Source organism: Leifsonia sp. NPDC102414 (assembly GCF_044765685.1).
GTDB lineage: Bacteria > Actinomycetota > Actinomycetes > Actinomycetales > Microbacteriaceae > Leifsonia.
The window spans coordinates 1,654,885-1,674,781 of sequence record NZ_JBIWKN010000001.1; the positions used below are offsets into that span (position 1 = coordinate 1,654,885).

Below are 19,897 nucleotides of genomic sequence, written 5' to 3' on the forward strand. Positions count from 1 at the left end.
GGAGCACCGATGATCGACCTCGCCATCGCAGACGGGATCGCCAGGGTCACCCTGGACGCGCCCGCCAAGCTGAACGCGCTCGACGAGACCGGCCTGCGCGAGCTGTCCTCCGCATACCAGGAGGCCGAGGCGGCCGGGGCGCGCGCGCTCGTGCTGAGCGGCACGGGGCGTGCGTTCTGCGCCGGGCGCGACATCGCTGGTGTCGACCCGGCGACCGACGACGTCAGCGGTTACCTCGACGGCCTGGTGACGCCGCTGCTGCGCAGGATGAGCGCCTTCCCCGCGCCGACCTTCGCGGCGGCGCAGGGCGCATCCCTCGGCGTCGGCCTCGGTCTGCTGCTGGCCACCGACGTGGTCTACGTGGCGGACGACGCGAAGATCGGCTCGCCGTTCGCGGCGCTCGGGGCGCTCCTCGACTCGGGAGGGCACTCCCTGTTCGTCTCGCGGCTCGGTGCCCACAAGGCGCTCGACCTCATCTACACCGGGCGGCTGATGAGCGGGACGGAGGCGGTCGCCTCCGGGCTGTTCAGCAGGGCGCTTCCTGCCGGCGAGCTGCAGCAGGCGGTGGATGCGGCCGCAGCGACCGCCGCATCCGGCGCCACCGCGGCACTGCTGGCGAGCAAGCGGATCGTGGCCGCCATCCGCGACGGCGAGCTCGCGCTGTGGGATGCGGTCGCCGCCGAGAACCGCGCGCAGGAAGAACTGCGCGCCACGGCGGACTACCGCGAAGGGTTCGCCGCATTCCAGCAGAAGCGGAAGCCGGAGTTCCGCGGCGAGTGACGCGCGAGTGACTCGGAGCACGACCAGCGAGTGACGCGGAGCGCGAGCCGCGAGTGACGCGGCCGTCCACTCTTCTTTACGCCAGGTTTCGGCCGGAGTGCGGTCGGGGACGGTCGTCCCCCATCCTGGCTTCATGACCCGTCAGATCCGATTCAACGCCTTCGACATGAATTGCGTCGCCCACCAGTCCTCCGGCATGTGGCGACACCCGGACGACCAGGCCTGGCGCTACAAGGACCTCACATACTGGACGGAGCTCGCCAAGCTGCTGGAGCGCGGCGCGTTCGACGGCATCTTCATCGCCGACGTGCTCGGCACATACGACGTGTACGGCGGATCGAACGAGGCCGCCATCCGGCACGGCGCCCAGGTGCCGGTGAACGACCCCGTGCTGCTGGTGTCCGCGATGGCGCTCGTCACAGAGCACCTCGGGTTCGGGATCACGGCGGGCACGGCGTACGAGCATCCATACCCGTTCGCGCGCCGGATGTCGACGCTCGACCACCTGACCAACGGCAGGATCGGCTGGAACGTGGTCACCGGCTACCTGCCGTCTGCCGCGCGCAACATGGGCCACGAAGACCAGCTGCAGCACGACGACCGCTACGACCAGGCAGACGAATACCTCGAAGTGCTCTACAAGCTCTGGGAGGGGTCGTGGGAGGACGACGCCGTCGTCCGCGACCGCGAGACCGGCGTGTTCACCGACCCGTCGAAGGTGCACGAGATCGGCCACCAGGGCAAGCACTACACGGTGCCGGGCATCCACCTGTCGGAGCCGAGCACCCAGCGCACGCCGGTGATCTACCAGGCGGGCGCATCCAGTCGCGGCATCGGGTTCGCCGCGGCGAACGCGGAGGCCATCTTCGTCGCCGCCTCCACCAAGGAGGGCCTGAAGGCGACGGTCGCCAAGCTGCGGGATGCGCTCGAAGCGGCCGGGCGCGACCGCTACGCCGCGCGCATCTACACGCTGCTCACGATCATCACCGACGAGACAAGCGAGAAGGCGCAGGCGAAGTACGAGGACTACCTGACGTACGCCTCGCCGGAGGGCGCACTGGTGTTCATGTCCGGCTGGATGGGCGTCGACCTGTCCACCTACGACCTCGACGAGCCGATCGGGAACGTGCAGAGCAACGCCATCCAGTCTGCTGTCGCCAACTACCAGCGTGCCAACGAGGACGGCAGCGAGTGGACGGTGCGCGACATCGGCCGCCTCGGGGCGATCGGCGGCCTCGGCCCGTTCATCATCGGTTCCGGCTCGGAGATCGCCGACCAGCTGCAGGAGTGGGTGGAGGACACCGACGTCGACGGGTTCAACCTGGCGTACGCGATCACGCCTGGGACCTTCGAGGACGTGGTGGAGTTCGTCATCCCCGAGCTGCGCAAGCGCGGTGCATACCCGGAGGAGTACGTGGAGGGAAGCCTGCGACACAAGCTGCACGGGGCAGGCGACCGCCTCCCGGAGAACCACCGCGGCGCCCGCTACCGGGTCGGAGCGACGACCGCAGCCTCAGCGGCTCAGCAGTAGAATTCCCTGTCTGTCTACCGCTCGAGGGACGACAGCAGGACAATCGCGGCAAGGCGGCACAGGGCTTCGAATGCGCCGACCCCACGTGGCGCCGGACGCGCGGGTAACGCTCCGGCGCCGCGGCGTGTCTCCGTAACGACGGAAGCCAGGCGCAACACGTCGCCGGTTGCTCCGTCCGGAAGGAGAAACGAGCCGATTGCGCGCCGAATTCCGTTCGGACGGAGTTCGGCGCGGCCGTCAGGAGCCGATGGCGGGAGTGGGCGCCGTCGGCGCCGAGGCGGTCGGCGGGTGCGGAAGATGCTTGGTGTACGACGCGAGCAGCAGCACGGCTGAGAGGGCTGCGAGCACGACGAGGGCGACGAAGAGGCCGATCGTGCTGAGCGGAGGAGTGAGCGCGGCCATGATCGTCGGGACCAGGAACCCGGCGTACGCCACCGCGTAGAACATCCCTGTCAGTCCGGCGAGGTCGCGCGGACCCGCGATCCGCTGCACCTCCAGCAGGCCGGACACCAGGGCGACGCCCATCCCTGCGCCGAGGACGACGCTGGCGGCCCCGCCCAGCCAGAGCGAACCCCAGGCGACAGCGCCGGTGAGCACGACCAGCCCCACCGCGATCACCACGAGGGCGGCGACCAGTCCGCGCGCGCTCGACACCGAGTGCAGCCGCTTCGCGAGCGGCTGCACCAGCGACGCGACACCGAGCGCGACCACGGTCAGCAGCGTCGCGTAGCCGAGGCCCCAGTCTCCGGTCTGCTTCGCCAGCAGCACAGGAAGGTAGCCGTATGCGAGCGCAGCCGAGGCGAAGATCCACGGCGCAGCGACGATCACCACCCGCGTGAAGCGCTTGTGCCCCGCCCCGGGGATGCGCAGCTGGGCGCGCAGCGGACCGCGCTCCCCTCCGTTGGTCGCCGTCTCCGGCGCGCGCAGCACCAGCCACGCGAACGGCAGGGTCAGCAGGATGTGCACGGCGAACGGAAGCTCCTCACCGAACGACGTGAACTGGGCGATGCCGCCCGCGACCAGGGCACCAGTGGCAGAGCCGAGGGTGAACGCGAGCGAGGAGCGCCGTGCGCCCGCCGCCGCATCCACACCGGGTTCGTAGCGCGGGGAGGAGAGCTCCTTCATCCAGCTCGTCCCGACGGCCATCGCGATACCGACCGTGATGCCGGACAGCAGCCTGCCGAGGTAGATCGGCACCGGCCCGAACGTCCCGAGAGCGAGACTGGCGCTCGCCAGCACCGCCGTGAGCACCCCCGCGAGCATCAGCGGACGCCGCCCGTGCCGATCGGAGAGCGGGCCGGCGATGAGCAGCGCAGGCGCGAGACCGAGCACGTAGACGCCGAGGAACATGTTGACGGTCAGCTCGGAGTAGTGCTGCACATCCTTGTACATCAGCAGCAGCGGGCTGAACTGGTTGCCGCACCAGGAGCAGAAGAACATCAGCGCGAAGACGATGCGCCACGGTGGGCGCGTTGTGGTGCGACTCACAGGGCGCCCTGGTTCCTGGCGATGTGCGACCGCAGGCGCTCCTCGAACACCATTCCGGCTCCCCGCTCCGGGCGTCCGCCGGCACTGTCGCCGCCGCCGTTGTCGCCGCCGCCGTTGTCCCTGTTGTCCCGCAGCGCGGCGAACAGGGCCTCGTGATCGGCGAGCGAGTCGCCGAGCGTGCCGGGCCGCACCCGGAACAACTGGTGCCGGATGCGCTGCTGCCTGTCCCTGAGCATCCCGAAGAAGTGCACGGCGAGGTCGTTTCCCGACGCCTCCACGATCGCCGCGTGGAACCACTGGTCGGCCTCGACGAAGCGCTCCACGTCGTCCGCCGCAATGGCCGCGCGCTGCTCGGCGAGCGCGTCGTCGAGGGCGGTGACGAGAGCGTCGTCCGGGCCACCCGCATCCAGCACCCGGCGGGCGGCGCTCGCCTCGATGGCCTCGCGCAGGTCGAGGACGTTCTGCGCCTCCCTGGGCGACATCGGCGACACGACAGCGCCGCGGCGGGTCTCGAGCGTGAGCAGCCCTTCGGCGGCGAGACGCAGGAACGCCTCGTGCACCGGGGTGCGGCTCACGCCGAGCTCCGCGCCGAGCTGCGCCTCGCTGAGGAGGGTGCCACCCGGCGCCGTGCCGCTCAGGATGAGGCGTTTGGTGGTGGCGTACGCAAGCTCTGCCGCGGGGATCATTCCACCAGTCTACGCGCTTGCATGCAAGCTTGCGTACAAGATGGCCAGCCCCGCGACCTCAGCCGACGCGGGTCGAAAGCAGCCTGCGCACCGCGGCGAGAGGGATCGGCACCCACGACGGCCGGTGCCGCGCCTCGTAGGTGACCTCGTACACCGCCTTGTCGAGCTCGAAGGCGTCGAGCAGCCGCTGGTGGTCCGCCACCGCTGCGCCAGCCACCGACGCGTATCCGTCGAGGTACGCCTGCCTGGCCCGCGCCGCCCACGCGACCGCGTCGATCGGCGGCTCCCTGCGCGCGAGCGAACCGGCGACGTAGTCGAACGAGCGCAGCATCCCCGCCACATCCCGCATCGTCGCATCCGGGATCGCCCGCTCCGACAGCGGGCGCAACGGCTCCCCCTCGAAGTCGATGAACTGCCAACCGCGCTCAGGCGAATAGAGCACCTGCCCGAGGTGCAGGTCGCCGTGGATGCGCTGCAACAGCGGATGCGGCTCCTCCGCAGCCACCTCGTACACCGCCGCGATCCCCGCCCGCAGCTCCGCCACCTCCGGCACCTCGCTGGAGGTGATCGTGAGCCGCTGGAACATCCCGTCGAGGGCGAGGGCGACATCGTCGCGCGTCGCCGGCTTGGTCGGCAGGGCCGCAGCCAACGACAGGTGCAGCTCGGCCGTTCCCGCGCCGAGCTCCCTGGCGCGGTCGGCGAAGTCCTCGCCGCGCTCGGCGGCGCTCACCGCGAGCTCCCAGCCGTCCTCCGCGCCGCTGAGGAAGTCCTGCACCAGAGCCAGCTCACCGGATGCCCGGCCTCCGCCGACCGGGGCCGGCCAGCTTCCGGTCAGCCAGCCGAGCAGCGCAGGAGTGCGCAGCGATCCGCCGGCCGTGAGGGCGGCGAGGGTGGACACGTCCGGGTTCTCGCCGTCCTGTACGACCCGGAAGACTTTGATCAGCGCGAGCCTGCCGCCGACGAGCTCCCCGACGATCGACGTGTTCGACTGCTCGCCGGTGAGTTTGCGCGACGACTGCACGGCGATGGGGGCGCCGAGCGTGTGCCCCTGCGCATCCGCATCCCTTCCGTCGACGCCGAGAGCGCCGTCCATCACGCCGACCAGGGCCGTCACGTACGCCTCGTCGTCCGGGCCGTCGTAGAGGTACCGCCCTCCGGCCTCGCCGATCAGCGCAGCGGGGTCGCCGTCTGCGCGTGGCCGGGCGACGACGGGCACCTGGTACACCCGAGGGGTGCGCGGTGCGTCGTCGGCGAAGAAGTGCGTGACGATACGGACGTCGTCGTCCGCCCGCCCGGTCTCGAAGGAGGCGAGCAGCCGCAGCCGCGGTTCGACGCTCTTGGTCGAGTACCAGCGCTGGCGCCGCATCCATGACCCGACGAGCTCGGTGAGTTCGGTCATGTCTGCACCGTACGCCCGCGCGACGGAAATCGGCCAGACCACCCTGGTAACACGGAGGAACACGTTTCGCGGGGCGGATGTCAGCGCGTTCCGAGCGTCACGCCTCTGGCCGCCATGAACGGCAACGGGTCGATCTGCACCCCGTTGACGCGCACCTCGAAGTGCAGGTGGCAGCCGGTGGATGCGCCCGTGCTGCCGACCAGGGCGATCGGCTGCCCGGCCTGCACCGTCTCCCCCACCGTCACGCCGATCCCGCCGTCCACGATGTGCCCGTACGCCGTGTCGACGCCGCCGCCGTGGTCGATCATGACGAAGTTGCCGTACGAGCCGTTGGGCCCAGCGTCCACGACGGTGCCTGCTGCCGCCGCGACGATGGTGGAGCGGCAGCCGGCGCCGATGTCGTCGCCAGGGTGGAAGAGCGCCGTTCCCGCCGGTCGGGAGGGACGAGGGCCGAACAGGTCGGTGAGCGGGCCGTGCACGGGGAGCACCCAGCCGGACACACCGGCGGGAACGTCGGCCAACGCCTGCCAGCCGACACCGGCCGCCTGCAGGGTCGGTAGCGACGCGAGCGCCGACTCTGCGGTGTCGACCGCCGTCTGCGCGTCGGCGACGGCCTGCTCGCTGCCGTCGAGGTCGACGCCGTCCGCGGTCTGCTGTGCCTTCTCCGCCCTCGTGCGCAGCGCTGCCGCCTGCTCTGCGTCGTGCTTCGCGGCCGTCATCGCCGCCTCACGGGACGCGGTCACCGAGCGGAACCTGTCGACGGCGCCGAGCTTGTCGAGCAGGTTGCCCGGGCTTGCGAGGGCCGCGGTCAGCGGATCCATCGTCAGCGACCTGGAGCCCTGCGACCGGATGAGGGCGGTCGCGAACGCCGCAGACTGCTGCGCCTGCTTCTTCGCGGCCTTCGCCTGCGCGGCGAGCGCGTCGGCGGCGGCGACCGCCTGGTCCTTCTCGCGCTGCACGCCGACCGACTGCTGCGTGGCGTCCGCGAGCGTCTGCTGAGCGGACGCGAGGTCGCTGGCGAGCTGCGCCGCCTGCTCCAGCTGCGACTGGTCGAGGGTGACGCCGTTGTCGAAGACCGGAGAGGGCTCGAGCGGGATCTGGTCGGTCGGTGGCGGGGTGGTGGGTGGGGTGCTGGTGGGTGTCGGTGTCGGTGTGGGCGTGGGGGTTGGTGTCGGAGTCGGCGTGGGGGTTGTTGTCGGCGTGGGGGTGGGCGTGGGGGTTTGCGTGGGTGTCGGAGTCGGAGTCGGCGTGCCTGTCGGGCTGGGCGTCGGAGTCGGCGTCGATTCGCCGTCACCGGTGTCCCCCGGATCGGTCGACGGAGTGTGCGTGGGGGTCGGCGTGGGAGTCGACACAGCGCATCCACTGTCACCCTCGGCGCATCCAGCGCCGAAGGCTGCCTGCTGGGTTCCGAAGACCAGGGCGACGGCGACCACGGCGATGGCACAGGCTTTTCCAGCGCGGCGCGGGCGTTCGCGTCGTGACCACTGCTCGGAGCGTTCCAGCGCGTTTCGCATCGTCACGCGGGCGGCCGGTACGACGAGGCGCGTCCGTGCTCTGATGGTCTCACCAGGGCGCGCACCGCACAAGGGTCCCCAAGCGGGGGCACGGGGAGTCGGATGCAGCTCACAGGGTCGGCACGCTACGGTGAAAGATTGTGACCGAAAGCACCACAGCCACCACGCGCCGCGGCGCTAAGAAGTCGACCTGGAAGACGCTCCTCAGGGATGTCGTCGTCATCTTCCTGGTCGCCGTTCTGGTGTCTTTCCTGGTCAAGACGTTCGTGGTCAGGTCGTTCTACATCCCGTCCGGCTCGATGGAGAACACGCTCCAGATCAACGACAGGATCATCGTCAACGAGTTCCAGCCGAAACTGTTCGGCCTGCAGCGCGGCGACGTCGTCGTGTTCAAAGACCCGGGCGGCTGGCTCCCCGCCCCCGCCCCCAGCACCGCGAACCCGCTGCAGAAGGCGGTCGGCGCCGTCCTCGACTTCGTCGGCCTCGGCGCATCCGACAGCGACCAGCACCTGGTGAAGCGCGTCATCGGCCTGCCGGGCGACAAAATCACCTGCTGCAACGCGCTCGGTCAGATGAGCGTCAACGGCGTCCCATTGAAGGAGCCGTACGTGCTGCTGCCCGCCGGTGTGCAGGCGGTTTCCGCCAAGCCGTTCGAGGTGACGGTGCCTGCAGGCAAGATCTGGGTGATGGGCGACAATCGATACTCCTCGGCCGACTCCCGCTACCACATGGACGACCCGGGCAAGGGCTTCGTGCCCCTCGACGACGTGGTCGGCCGCGCGTTCGTGGTGAGCTGGCCGCTCAGCCACTGGTCGTGGCTCAGCAACTACCCGGAGACGTTCGCGGGGACGGACAAGCAGAGCAGCGGGGGCTAGGACTCCGCTTTCCCCAGCCGCCAGTAGCCCATGAAGGCCACGCGGCTGCGATCGATGCCGCTGCCGGTGACGAGCATCCTGCGCAGGGTCTTGACCGTTGAGGACTCGCCGGCGATCCAGGCGTAGAAGCCCGTTCCCGCCTGCTCCGGGCTCTCCCACAGGGTCTCGACGTCGATGTCGACGTCGTCCAGCTCCTGCACGCGGGTGGTGGATGCGGCGGCGACGGTCTCCGGGTGGGCGGCCAGCCACTGCTCGACGGCGGGGATCAGGCGACAGCCGTTGTCGCCGTCTGCGCGGTCGAGCCAGGTGACAGTGCATCCTGCCGGGTGGTCGAGCGGGAGGCCGTCGCGCGCATCCGGGACCTCGATGTACGCGTGGGCGCGGCGCCCGGCCGGAAGCGACTCCAGGATCGCGGAGATGGCGGGGGCGGCGGTCTCGTCGCCGACCAGCAGCAGGTCGCTCGCTTCACCAGGGCGCCAGTCGATGCCCGTACCGCAGTGGATGCTCCTGGCGTCGGGACCGACGACGACCACCTCAGCGCCGGGTGCGGCGGCCGCGAGCCACCGCGCGGCAGGGCCTCCGTCGCCGTGGGAGACGAAGTCGACGTCGAGGAGGCGCGCATCCTGGTCGATGGCGCGGACCGTGTATGTGCGGAACGGGTTGCGCTGGTCGTCGGGGAGCGCACGCCAGCGGTCGTACCAGTCGCCGGCGAGCATGGCCTCTTCGCTGTCCATCCCGAGATCGGAGATGCTGCCGTCCGGCAGGGGGAAGACGATCTTGATGCGCTGGTCGAGGCAGTCGGTGCCGAAGGTGTCGAAGGCGTCGGACGAGAAGGTGACCCTGACGAAGCTCGGGCTGAGCGGCCGCACGGCGACGACGGTCGCGCGGTACGGACGGTAGCCGGGGCGGTCGGTCTTCTCGCGTTCGAGCAGCGGCACAGGTCGCCTTCCTCATCGGGTGGTCGGGCTGAGCGGACCATCGGGCAGATCGGTCGTCGTGACTAAGGTAAGGCTACACTAACCACCCTTTGGAACGCCTGGGACGAACAGCAGAGGCGAGGGCGGCCGGACGACCGCATACGCTGGTCACCGTGGAGACCAACGGCAGCAACAGGGCACCGGGCGTCCGCGACGTCGCCAGGGTCGCCGGGGTGTCGCGGCAGACCGTGTCGCGCGTGATGAACGAGCATCCCAGCATCCGCGACGAGACCAGGATGCGGGTGCTCGCCGCCATGGAAGAGCTGCGGTTCCGTCCCAACCGGGCAGCGAGGATGCTCAGCACGGCACGATCGACCACGATCGGCATCCTGGCGTCGTCCGCCTCCACCCTGTTCGGCCCGGCGAGCAGCATCGACGCCGTCGAGAACGCCGCCCGCGCCGCGGGATACTTCGTGACGATCGCGCACGTCGCAGACACCTCGGCGGAGGAGGTCGACGCGGCGCTCGACCACCTGGCGGCGCAGGCCGTGGACGGGATCGTGGTTGTCGCACCGGAGCGTCCCGTGGTGGATGCGCTCCGCTCGGCGGCCGTCGGCGTCCCGTTCGTCACGCTGCACGGCTCGCAGGACCCGGGAGGGGACGGCGTGTTCGTCGACCAGGTCGCCGGCGCGCGGCTCGCGGTGCGGCACCTGCTCGACCTCGGCCACCGGCGGATCGCGCACCTCGCCGGCCCGCCGGAGTGGGCCGAGGCCGCGGCGAGGCAGCGCGGCTTCACCGCCGAGCTGGCTGCCGCCGGGCTGGAGGGGATCGTGACGGAGCCAGGCGACTGGACGAGCGCATCCGGAGCAAGGATCGGCGCCGCCCTGCTGGCCGGGGCGGCCGGGCGGGACGTGACCGCCGTGTTCTCCTCGAACGACCAGATGGCGCTCGGGCTGCTGCACGCGCTGCGCTCGGCCGGCCGCAGGGTTCCGGAGGACGTGAGCGTCGTCGGCTTCGACGACATCCCGGAGGCGGCGTACTTCGCGCCGCCGCTCACCACGGTGCGCCAGGACTTCGCCGAGCTCGGCCGCCGCTGCGTCGCCCGCCTCCTCGCCGAGATCGACGGCGCCGTCACTACCTCCACTCCCACTCCCACTCCCTCCCCGACCCCGATCGCCCCCACCCTCATCGCCCGCTCCTCCACCACCGCCCCCACCTAATCGAGCCGGGAGTTGTGCACGGTCGACACCGGTGTGTCGCGTGCATAACTCCCGGCTCGATGGCTTCAGCGGGCGGGGCGGGGCGGAACAGGGCGGGGCGGGGCGGATTGACAACGGGGGACGGGGCGGGCGATACTGGGCGCGGCGATGTGACCGGTCACACTGGGGTGAGGGAGACGGATGACGGACGACGAGACGGCAGCGGTTCCCGGGGATGCTGCCATCGCGAGCGGGCGGACCGCGCTCGGGATCGAGCTGGGCTCGACGCGCATCAAGGCCTGCCTGGTGGACGCCGACGACCCGTCCCTGGTGCTCGCCGTCGGCTCGCACGCCTGGGAGAACGAGTTCGTCGACCGCACGTGGACCTACTCGCTCGACGCCGTCCGCACCGGCCTGCAGGCCGCGTACGCCGACCTCGTCTCCAACGCCGAGCGCCGCCACGGCGTGCGGCCCACGACGTACGGCACCATCGGTGTCTCCGCCATGATGCACGGCTACCTCGCGCTCGACGCCGACGGCACGGCCATCGCCCCGTTCCGCACCTGGCGCAACACCTCCACCGGCCGGGCCGCCGCCGAGCTGACCGAACTGTTCGGCGTGAACATCCCTTTGCGCTGGTCGATCGCGCACCTGCACCAGGCCGTCCTCGACGGCGAGCCGCACCTGCCGCGACTGGATGCGCTGACCACGCTCGCCGGGTACGTGCACCGCCAGCTCACCGGGCGCCACGTGCTCGGCGTCGGCGACGCATCCGGGATGTTCCCCATCGACCCCGCCACGAAGACCTACGACTCCGACCTCGTCGCCCGCTACGACACGGAGACCGCCTCACGCCTCCCTGTCGGGAGCGTCGCCGAGCTGCTGCCGGAGGTGCTCGTCGCCGGCGAGCGCGCCGGCGAGCTCACCGCCGAGGGCGCATCCTTCCTCGATCCGACGGGCGCCCTGCAGCCAGGGGCAGTGTTCGCCCCGCCGGAGGGCGACGCAGGCACCGGAATGGTCGCCACCGACTCCGTCGCCCCGCGCACAGGCAATGTCAGCGCCGGCACCAGCATCTTCGCGATGGTCGTGCTGGAGAACCCCATCGCCGGACTCCACCGCGAGCTCGACTTGGTCACCACCCCGGCCGGCGATCAGGTCGCGATGGTGCACTGCAACAACGGCGCGAGCGAGCTGGCGGCGTGGGCGAGCCTCTTCGCCCGGTTCTCCGCCGCAGCAGCAGGGGCCGCAGCCGCAGGCACCGCAGCCGGAGGCACACCCCTCGACGCCGACGCCGTCTACGACATCCTGTTCCGGGAGGCGCTCGACGGCGACAGCGACGCCGGTGGAGTGCTCGCGTACAACACGCTCGCCGGAGAGCCCATCCCCGGGCTCGCCGAGGGTCGCCCGCTCGTCGTCCGCACACCGGATGGCCGCCTCACCCTCGGCAATTTCATGCGCGCCCAGCTCTACGGCGTGTTCGGCACGCTCGCACTCGGGATGCGGGTGCTCGCGGAGGAGGGCGTCGCTCTCGACAGGATGTTCGCCCACGGTGGCATGTTCCGCACCGAGGGTGTCGCCCAGCGGTTCCTGGCGGCGGCCCTGGATACGCCGGTCTCGGTCTCCGAGACGGCCTCGGAGGGCGGCGCGTGGGGGATCGCCGTGCTGGCGGCATACACCGGCGCTGCAGCAGGCACGACGGACGCGGAACCGACAGCGTCCTCCCCCGGCGACCTCGACACCTACCTGCGCACGCGCGTCTTCCGCACCTTCACCTTCGACACCGTCCGGCCGCACCCGGACGACGTCGCCGGCTTCGCCGCCTACCTCGACCGCTTCCACGCCGGCCTCGCCATCGAGCGGGCCGCCGTCGACGCCCTCCCCCTGGAAGGACCAGCAGCGTGACCGACTCCCCCGGCCAGCACACCGCAGACACCCCGGCCATCCGCGCCGTCCGCGAGCAGGTCGCCGCGCTGCACGCCGAGCTGACCCGCAACGGCCTGGTCGTCTGGACGGGCGGCAACATCTCCGCCCGCGTCCCCGGCGCCGAGCTGTTCGTCATCAAGCCGAGCGGCGTCGACTACGACGATCTGGCGCCGGAGAACATGATCCTCTGCACGCTCGACGGCGAGGTGGTGCCGGATTCCGTCGGATGTGACCGGTCACCCTCCAGCGACACCGCCGCCCACGCGTACGTCTACCGCCACCTGCCGGAGGTCGGCGGAGTCGTCCACACCCACTCGACATACGCCACCGCGTGGGCGGCGCGGGCGGAGCCGATCCCCTGCGTCATCACTGCGATGGCCGACGAGTTCGGCGGCGACATCCCGGTCGGGCCGTTCGCGATCATCGGCGACGACTCGATCGGCCGCGGGATCGTCTCCACGCTGAGAGGGCACCGCTCGCGCGCCGTCCTGATGCAGAACCACGGCGTGTTCACCATCGGCAGGGATGCGCGCGACGCCGTCAAGGCGGCCGTCATGACCGAGGACGTCGCCCGCACCGTCCACATCGCCCGGCAGGGCGGCGAGCTCGTCCCCATCCCCGCCGCCGGCATCGACGCGCTCTACCACCGCTACCAGAACGTCTACGGACAGAACCCGGAAGGATCTCTCTCCTGATGCCCAGCACCCAGCTCGCCACCACCCTCGACCACTACGAGGTCTGGTTCCTCACTGGCAGCCAGCACCTCTACGGGCCGGAGACGCTCGCTCAGGTCGCCGAGCAGTCGCGCGCCATCGCCGACCAGCTCGCCGCGTCCACCGCTGTGCCCGTCCGCGTGGTGTGGAAGCCCGTGCTCACCGACGCGGACGCCATCCGCCGCATCGCGCTGGAGGCGAACGCCGACGACGCCGTCATCGGCCTCATCGCGTGGATGCACACCTTCAGCCCCGCGAAGATGTGGATCGCCGGGCTCGACGCGCTGCGGACGCCGCTGCTGCACTTCCACACCCAGGCGAACGTCGAACTGCCGTGGGGCGAAATCGACTTCGACTTCATGAACCTCAACCAGGCGGCGCACGGCGACCGCGAGTTCGGGTACATCCAGTCGCGGCTCGGCGTGGCGCGCACGACCGTGGTCGGTCACGTATCGAGCCCGGCCGTCACGGAGCGCATCGGCACCTGGATGCGCGCCGCAGCAGGCTGGGCGGCCACCCGTTCGCTGAAGCTCGCCAGGTTCGGAGACAACATGCGCTACGTCGCCGTCACAGAGGGCGACAAGACGGAGGCGGAGCTGCGGTTCGGCGTGCAGGTGAACACCTGGGGCGTCAACGAGCTCGCCGAGGCGGTCGCCGCCGCGGCCGACGCCGACGTGGATGCGCTGGTCGCCGAGTACGAGGACCTGTACGACGTCGCGCCAGAGCTCCGTCGCGGCGGCGACAGGCACGCATCGCTGCGCGACGGCGCCGCCATCGAGCTCGGGCTGAGGTCGTTCCTCGAGACGGGCGGCTTCGGCGCGTTCACGACGAGCTTCGAAGACCTGGGCGCGTTGAAGCAGCTCCCAGGGCTCGCGGTGCAGCGGCTCATGGCGGAGGGCTATGGCTTCGGCGCGGAGGGCGACTGGAAGACCGCGATCCTGGTGCGCGCCGCGAACGTGATGGGCGCCGGCCTGCCGGGTGGCGCCTCCCTGATGGAGGACTACACCTACGACCTCACGCCGGGCGACGAGCGCATCCTCGGCGCGCACATGCTGGAGGTGAGCCCGGCGCTCAGCTCGTCGCGGCCGACGCTGGAGGTGCATCCCCTGGGCATCGGCGGCAAGGACGACCCCGTGCGGCTGGTCTTCACCGCCGACCCTGGACCCGCGGTCGTGGTGGCGCTCTCGGACATGCGCGACCGGTTCCGGCTGGTGGCGAACGTCGTCGAGGTGGTCGAGCCGACCGCGCCGCTACCGCACCTGCCCGTCGGCCGGGCCGTGTGGAGGCCTGCTCCGGACTTCACCACGTCGGCGACGGCGTGGCTGGAGGCGGGCGCCGCCCACCACACGGTGATGTCGACGGCGGTCGGCCTGCAGGCGTTCGAGGACTTCGCGCAGATGGCGGAGACGGAGCTTCTCGTGATCGACGAGCAGACCACGCTGCGCGCCTTCACCGACGCGCTCCGCTGGAACGCCGCGTACTACCGTCTCGCCCGCGGCCTCTAGGCGCGCCCGCGGCCCTCGACGGGGCCGTCCCAGACCCCTGGCCGCCGTCCTGTCATCGGCGGCGGCGGCCAGGCCTCCGCGTTCGGTTAGAGGTCGAGCGGGCCGAGCGACGGCTGCGCGACGAAGCGCACGGCGGAGTCGGTGGCGACCTCGAGCTCGAGGACCAGGATGCGGTTGCTGCCAGCCGTGAGGATCGGCGCAGGGACATAGAGGGTGTACTGGGGGCCGCGCGACCAGTAGCGGCCGAGGCAGAAGCCGTTGATCCAGACGGCGCCCTTGCCCCAGGTGCTGGTGTCGAGGAACAGGTCGGCGGGTTCGTCGATGTCGAAGGCGCCGGAAGCGAATACCGGGCCGGCGAGCGCCTCGACCCCGTCGCCGCGCACGGCCGCCAGCGCACGCTCGACAGCGTCGATCGCCGAGAGCGACGACACGTCGACCGTCTCGACCGTCCAGCCCGTCACCTCGCGCCCGTCCACCGCGACCGGCCCGATCAGCCCCTTCGCCTCTCCGATGCGCGTGCCGTAGTCGACACGGCCCTGGTTCTCGATCAGGATGCTCAGCTCACCGCCGCCTGGCAGCACGAGCGCGCGCTCCTTGTTCTCACGGGCCAGCTTGCCGACCGCAACGCCATCGATGGTCACCCACGCGCGGTCGCGCACCTCCCCGACCGTCAGCACGGCACCGGCTGCCGCGTCGATGGACGCGCGGTAGACCGCGAACGGCCCGTAGTGACCGAGCACATCCATCGTCGGCGGCTGCTCGGAGCGCACAGGCGCCGCGACGATCGCGTCGACGGCGTGCAGCGGGACAACAGCGTCGAGCTCACCGGACACGACAGGAGCGGCACCGGCAGCGGCGGGCACCTCATCCGGCACCGGCGCGTGCCGGGCGATCGTCTCCCTGAACGCCCAGTACTTGGCCGTCGGGTTGCCTGCCTCGTCGAGCGGGGCGTCGTAGTCGTAGCTCGTCACGATGGGCGTGTAGTGGCCCTTGTGATTGGCGCCGTTCGTGAAGCCGAAGTTGGTTCCGCCGTGGACCATGTAGAGGTTCACCGACGCGCCTGCCGCGAGCACTGCATCCAGTTCCGCCGCGGAATCCGCCGGCGACGTGATGTGGTGGTATTCGCCCCAGTGGTCGAACCAGCCGTTCCAGAACTCGGAGCACATCAGCGGCCCCGTCGGCTGGTGCTCCCGCAGCGTGGCAAGGCGCTCGACGGCGCGCGACCCGAACGACGCCGTGCGGTGCAGCTCCGGCAGGGAACCGTTCTCGAGCATCGAAGGTTGCGGCTGGTCGACCGTGGTCAGCGGCACGACGATCCCGGATGCGCGGGTCACGTCGACGAGCGCCCGCAGGTAGTCCTTATCGTCGCCGTACGCGCCGTACTCGTTCTCGATCTGCACGAGCACGACGGGCCCGCCGTTGTCGAGCTGGCGCGGGGCGACGATGGCGTACACCTCGCGCAGGTAGCGGCTGACGGCTGCGAGGTAGCGCGGTTCACTGCGCCGGATGCCGACGCCTGGCTCTGCGGTGAGCCAGGCAGGCAGGCCGCCGTTGACCCACTCGGCGCAGATGTACGGTCCAGGGCGGACGATCGCGCGCATCCCCTCGGCGGCGACGGCGTCGAGGAAGGCGCCGAGGTCGAGGCCGCCCTCCGCCGTCCACCTGCCATCGACGGGCTCGTGCAGGTTCCACGGCACGTACGTCTCGATGGTGTTGAGCCCCATCAGCCTGGCCTTGTGGATGCGGTCGGCCCACTGCCCCGGATGCACGCGGAAGTAGTGCAGAGCGCCCGAGATCACCTGGAACGGCTGACCGTCGAGCAGGAAGTCGTGCTCGCCGATCTCGAACCGGCCGGGCCGCCCGTGCGACGATTCGGCGCTCTCGACCGCGCTCCCGACCGCGCTCCCGGCCTTCGCATCCAGAATGCCGGTGTCTGCTGTCCCCGTTGTCATCGGTGCTGTCGTCTCCATCGTGTCCGTGTCCCTGCTGTGTCGTGGCTGCGGCCGGTCGCGCGTGGCGACCGGCCGCATCCACTGGTCGTGCGGTGTTGCGTCCTTCTACTTCGCCGTGACGGTGAAGCCCTGCTGGTTGCCGTAGTCGACCAGCGACTTCTGCCAGGCCTGCAGGCCGGCGTTCAGGTCGCTGTTGTTGGAGTACGCCTGGCCGACCGTGTCGCCGTAGATGCTGTTCGCGTACACCTGGAACGGCAGGTACTGGAACCCGGTCGAGACGTTCTTCGCGCCGTCGACGAGCACCTCGTTGATCTTCTGGCCGCCGAAGTAGTCGGGGGCAGCGGAGAGGAAGTCGCTCGCTTCGAGGTCCTTCGTGGTCGACGGGAAGCCGCCAGACTGCAGGAAGACCTTGATCGACGCGTCGCTGTTGTTCAGCCATTTGAGGAAGCCTGCTGCGAGCGCAGGGTTCTTGCTCTGCTTGAGCACGACCTGTCCGCCTCCTCCGTTCTCGGCGTTGGTCGGAGTGCCGTCGTAGGTCGGGATCGGGGCGACGCGCCACTGGCCTGCGCCGTCCTTCACGGACGACTCGAGCACGCCGGGCATCCACGCGCCGGTCACGAGGGTGGCGATGGAGCCGTTGCCGAGCGCCTTGAACCAGTCGTCGCTCCAGCCGGGCACCGCGGAGAGCAGCTTGTTCTCGACCAGCTTGTTCCAGGTGCTGGTCCACTTCTTGGTGCCGTCGTCCTGCAGATTGATCGACACCTTCGTGCCGTCGACCTGGAACGGGCGTCCGCCCGCCTGCCAGATCATGCTGGTGGTGAAGCCCGAGTCACCGGAGTCGCTGGTGATGTATACGTTCGGGTCGGCCGCGTGCAGCTTGGTGGCCGCATCCACGTACTCGTCCCAGGTCTTCGGCACGGCGATGCCGTACTTGTCGAAGACCGTCTTGTTGTAGAACATCGCCATGGGGCCGGAGTCCTGCGGCAGGCCGACGAGCTGGCCGCCGACGTTGACAGAGCCCCACGGGCCCGGCGTGTAGTCGCTCTTGAGCTTGTCGAAGCCGTACTGCTTGAGGTCGACGAGCGCCTTGCCGAGGGCGAACTGCGGGATGGCGTAGTACTCGACCTGGGCGACGTCCGGCGCGCCGGAACCCGCCTTGATGGCGTTCTGCAGCTTGGTGTACTCGGTGGTGTTGGTGCCGGCGTTGAGCAGCTTGACCTTCACCTTCGGGTACTGCTTCTCGAACGCGGCGACCTGGGCCTCCGCGGACGGCGTCCACGACCAGTACGTGATCGTGCCGCCCTCCTTCAGGGCGGACTCGATGTCGGAGGAGCTGCCTCCGGATGCTGCGGTGCCTCCTGAGCAGGCGGCGAGCGACGCGCCGAGCACGGCACTGACGGCGATGGCCGTCGCGACGCGTCGAAGCACCGACGAACGCGAGATGCGCTTCATGGTGTTCCTTTCACTTCATTCACTTCATCGGGATGAGGGTGTGTGCTGGGCAGGACGCCCGTGGGAGGGGTGGTGCGGGTGCAAGCAGCGGTCTCCCGTCACTGCTTGACGCTTCCGGCGCTCAACCCCGACTGCCAGAACCGCTGCAGGAAGAGGAAGGCGATGACGATGGGCACGATGGTGAGCAGCGAGCCCGTGATGACGAGGTTGTAGATCGGCTGCGCTCCGACGCCGATGGCCTGGGCGCTCCACTGGCCGAGACCGACAGTGAGCGGGTACCACTGCGGGTCGCTCAGCATGATCAGCGGCAGGAAGTAGTTGTTCCAGGTGGCGACGATGGCGAACAGCAGCACCGTGACGATGCCGGGGGCGAGCAGCCGCAACGAGATCGTGAAGAAGGTGCGGAACTCGCCTGCGCCGTCCATCCTGGCGGCTTCGAGCAACTCGGTCGGGATCGCCTCGGACGCGTACGTCCAGACCAGGTAGAGGCCGAACGGGCTCACCAGGGACGGCAGGATGACCGCCCAGGGCGTGTTGGTCAGGCCCACCTGGCTGAACATCAGGAAGGTCGGGACAGCGAGCGCTGTGCCAGGCACGGCGATGGCGCCGAGGACGATCGCGAAGACCGCGCGCTTTCCGGGGAACGTGTACTTCGCGAGACCGTAGCCTGCGACCGTCGCGAGCAGCGTCGCGCCTCCCGCCCCGACCACCACGTAGAGCAGTGTGTTGCCGAACCACTGCAGGAAGATCCCGTTGCGATAGCTGAGGGTGTCCGCGATGTTCTGGAACAGCGAGAATCCGTTGCCGAACCAGAGGCCGAACGAGGAGAACAGCTCCGGCTGCGTCTTGGTTGCGTTCACGATCAGCCAGACCAGCGGAACGATCGAGTAGATCGTGAAGATCACCATGACGATCGTGAGCACGATCGACCGGCGCTGGCGGGGGTTGCGGCGGCCGGAGCCGGCTCTGACAGGGCGGCGGGAGGCACCGGATGCGCGGCGCGCCGGGGTGCGGACCTTGCGCTCGGGGGCGATGACGGCCATCAGGCGTTCTCCTTCCTCGAGCCGCGCAACTGCACGACGTAGGCGATCACCGCGGTGAGGACGCCCATGACGATCGCGACGGTGGCCGCGTAGTTGAATTGCTGACCGGCGAACGAGAGGTTGTATGCGTACATGTTCGGGGTGAAGTAGCTGGAGATCGCGTTCGGTGCGAGGGGCTTCAGCAGGTTGGGCTCGTTGAACAACTGGAAGCTGCCGATGATCGAGAAGATCGTCGCGATCACGATAGCGCCGCGCACCGCGGGGATCTTGATGCTGAACACGGTGCGGAACGCACCAGCCCCGTCGATCTCGGCCGCCTCGTACAGCTCGCCGGGGATGACCTTGAGCGCCGCGTAGAAGATGAGCATGTTGTAGCCCATGAACTCCCAGGTGACGATGTTGCCGATGGAGCCGAGGATCCAGGAGCCGCTGAGCGGGGCGAAGCTGGTGCCGAGCAGATCGTTGATGCTTGCCGTGAGGCCGAACTGGTCGCCGTAGATGAAGCCCCAGATCAGGGCGGCGACGACGCCGGGGACCGCATACGGCAGGAAGATCGCGATGCGGAAGAACCCTGCTCCGTGCAGCCGGGCGCTGTCGAGGGCGAGCGCCGCGGTGAGCGAGAGCACGAGCATGATCGGCACCTGCACCACGAGGAAGACGGTGACGCGGCCGAGGGACTCCCAGAACTTCGCATCGGTGAAGACGGCGATGTAGTTCTCGAGTCCGGCGAACACGGTGCCGCCGACGAGCTGCTCGCGGAACAGGCTGAGGTAGATCGCGTAGAGGACGGGGGCGATGATCATCGCCGCGAACACGACCATGAACGGTGCCACAAACGCCCAGCCGCGCCAGTCGCGACGGTGGCGTCGGCGTGGCGCGCTCAGGGCGGCGCTACGGGGTGCGGACGTCGTTGTCACAGG

General features: G+C 70.1%; 16 protein-coding genes. 7 read left to right on the forward strand and 9 right to left on the reverse strand.

The annotated features are described in order from the left end of the window. Positions 1–9: 9 nt before the first annotated feature. Together ACIRCZ_RS07930 and ACIRCZ_RS07935 are read left to right on the forward strand one after the other, a co-directional pair. Positions 10–780: an enoyl-CoA hydratase/isomerase family protein gene (locus tag ACIRCZ_RS07930; protein ID WP_402851442.1), complete on the forward strand. Its 771-nt coding sequence runs from the start codon at positions 10–12 to the stop codon at positions 778–780. Between the two features lie 133 nt (positions 781–913). Continuing rightward, positions 914–2,311 (forward strand): LLM class flavin-dependent oxidoreductase, encoded by a 1,398-nt coding sequence (locus tag ACIRCZ_RS07935; protein ID WP_402851444.1) that lies wholly within the window; start codon positions 914–916, stop codon positions 2,309–2,311. Positions 2,312–2,548: 237 nt separating this feature from the next. Here the strand turns inward: ACIRCZ_RS07935 and ACIRCZ_RS07940 are convergent, their stop codons facing one another. The 4 genes from ACIRCZ_RS07940 to ACIRCZ_RS07955 form a co-directional block, all read right to left on the reverse strand. Beyond that, positions 2,549–3,799: an MFS transporter gene (locus ACIRCZ_RS07940; protein WP_055895159.1), complete on the reverse strand. Its 1,251-nt coding sequence runs from the start codon at positions 3,797–3,799 to the stop codon at positions 2,549–2,551. Continuing rightward, a complete protein-coding gene (locus ACIRCZ_RS07945) occupies positions 3,796–4,485 on the reverse strand; it encodes a GntR family transcriptional regulator (protein ID WP_402851447.1) in 690 nt (229 codons plus the stop codon). The genes ACIRCZ_RS07940 and ACIRCZ_RS07945 overlap by 4 nt, the downstream gene beginning before the upstream one ends. Positions 4,486–4,543: 58 nt before the next feature. Further along, entirely contained in the window at positions 4,544–5,884 is a 1,341-nt protein-coding gene (locus tag ACIRCZ_RS07950; protein WP_402851450.1) for a hypothetical protein, read from the reverse strand. Positions 5,885–5,964: 80 nt separating this feature from the next. Continuing rightward, positions 5,965–7,398, reverse strand: a complete 1,434-nt coding sequence (locus ACIRCZ_RS07955) for a M23 family metallopeptidase (protein ID WP_402851704.1) — start codon at positions 7,396–7,398, stop codon at positions 5,965–5,967. 140 nt (positions 7,399–7,538) lie between these two features. On the opposite strand from ACIRCZ_RS07955, the gene lepB reads away from it, so the two are divergent. After that, a complete protein-coding gene (lepB, locus tag ACIRCZ_RS07960) occupies positions 7,539–8,273 on the forward strand; it encodes a signal peptidase I (RefSeq protein WP_055895153.1) in 735 nt (244 codons plus the stop codon). Here lepB and ACIRCZ_RS07965 read toward each other — a convergent pair. Beyond that, positions 8,270–9,211, reverse strand: coding sequence for a siderophore-interacting protein (locus ACIRCZ_RS07965; protein ID WP_402851453.1), 942 nt, complete (start codon positions 9,209–9,211; stop codon positions 8,270–8,272). The genes lepB and ACIRCZ_RS07965 overlap by 4 nt on opposite strands. Positions 9,212–9,363: 152 nt before the next feature. Here ACIRCZ_RS07965 and ACIRCZ_RS07970 point away from each other — a divergent pair, with 152 nt between their 5' ends. The 4 genes from ACIRCZ_RS07970 to araA all read left to right on the forward strand — a co-directional run bounded on the left by ACIRCZ_RS07970 (position 9,364) and on the right by araA (position 14,530). Beyond that, positions 9,364–10,410, forward strand: coding sequence for a LacI family DNA-binding transcriptional regulator (locus tag ACIRCZ_RS07970; RefSeq protein WP_402851456.1), 1,047 nt, complete (start codon positions 9,364–9,366; stop codon positions 10,408–10,410). Between the two features lie 180 nt (positions 10,411–10,590). Beyond that, positions 10,591–12,291, forward strand: a complete 1,701-nt coding sequence (locus tag ACIRCZ_RS07975) for a xylulokinase (protein WP_402851459.1) — start codon at positions 10,591–10,593, stop codon at positions 12,289–12,291. Continuing rightward, positions 12,288–13,007 (forward strand): L-ribulose-5-phosphate 4-epimerase, encoded by a 720-nt coding sequence (locus ACIRCZ_RS07980; protein WP_055895146.1) that lies wholly within the window; start codon positions 12,288–12,290, stop codon positions 13,005–13,007. The genes ACIRCZ_RS07975 and ACIRCZ_RS07980 overlap by 4 nt, the downstream gene beginning before the upstream one ends. Then, a complete protein-coding gene (araA, locus tag ACIRCZ_RS07985) occupies positions 13,007–14,530 on the forward strand; it encodes an L-arabinose isomerase (RefSeq protein WP_402851463.1) in 1,524 nt (507 codons plus the stop codon). Before ACIRCZ_RS07980 ends, araA begins: the two co-directional genes overlap by 1 nt. Positions 14,531–14,616: 86 nt before the next feature. Here araA and ACIRCZ_RS07990 read toward each other — a convergent pair whose 3' ends face one another. The 4 genes from ACIRCZ_RS07990 to ACIRCZ_RS08005 all read right to left on the reverse strand — a co-directional run bounded on the left by ACIRCZ_RS07990 (position 14,617) and on the right by ACIRCZ_RS08005 (position 19,894). Further along, entirely contained in the window at positions 14,617–16,482 is a 1,866-nt protein-coding gene (locus ACIRCZ_RS07990) for a beta-galactosidase (RefSeq protein ID WP_082581403.1), read from the reverse strand. A gap of 105 nt (positions 16,483–16,587) precedes the next feature. Next, on the reverse strand, positions 16,588–17,934 hold the full coding sequence (locus ACIRCZ_RS07995) for an ABC transporter substrate-binding protein (RefSeq protein ID WP_402851467.1): 1,347 nt from the start codon (positions 17,932–17,934) through the stop codon (positions 16,588–16,590). A gap of 98 nt (positions 17,935–18,032) precedes the next feature. Next, positions 18,033–18,977: a carbohydrate ABC transporter permease gene (locus tag ACIRCZ_RS08000; protein WP_055895140.1), complete on the reverse strand. Its 945-nt coding sequence runs from the start codon at positions 18,975–18,977 to the stop codon at positions 18,033–18,035. Next, on the reverse strand, positions 18,977–19,894 hold the full coding sequence (locus tag ACIRCZ_RS08005; protein ID WP_402851470.1) for a carbohydrate ABC transporter permease: 918 nt from the start codon (positions 19,892–19,894) through the stop codon (positions 18,977–18,979). Before ACIRCZ_RS08005 ends, ACIRCZ_RS08000 begins: the two co-directional genes overlap by 1 nt. Positions 19,895–19,897: the final 3 nt, after the last annotated feature.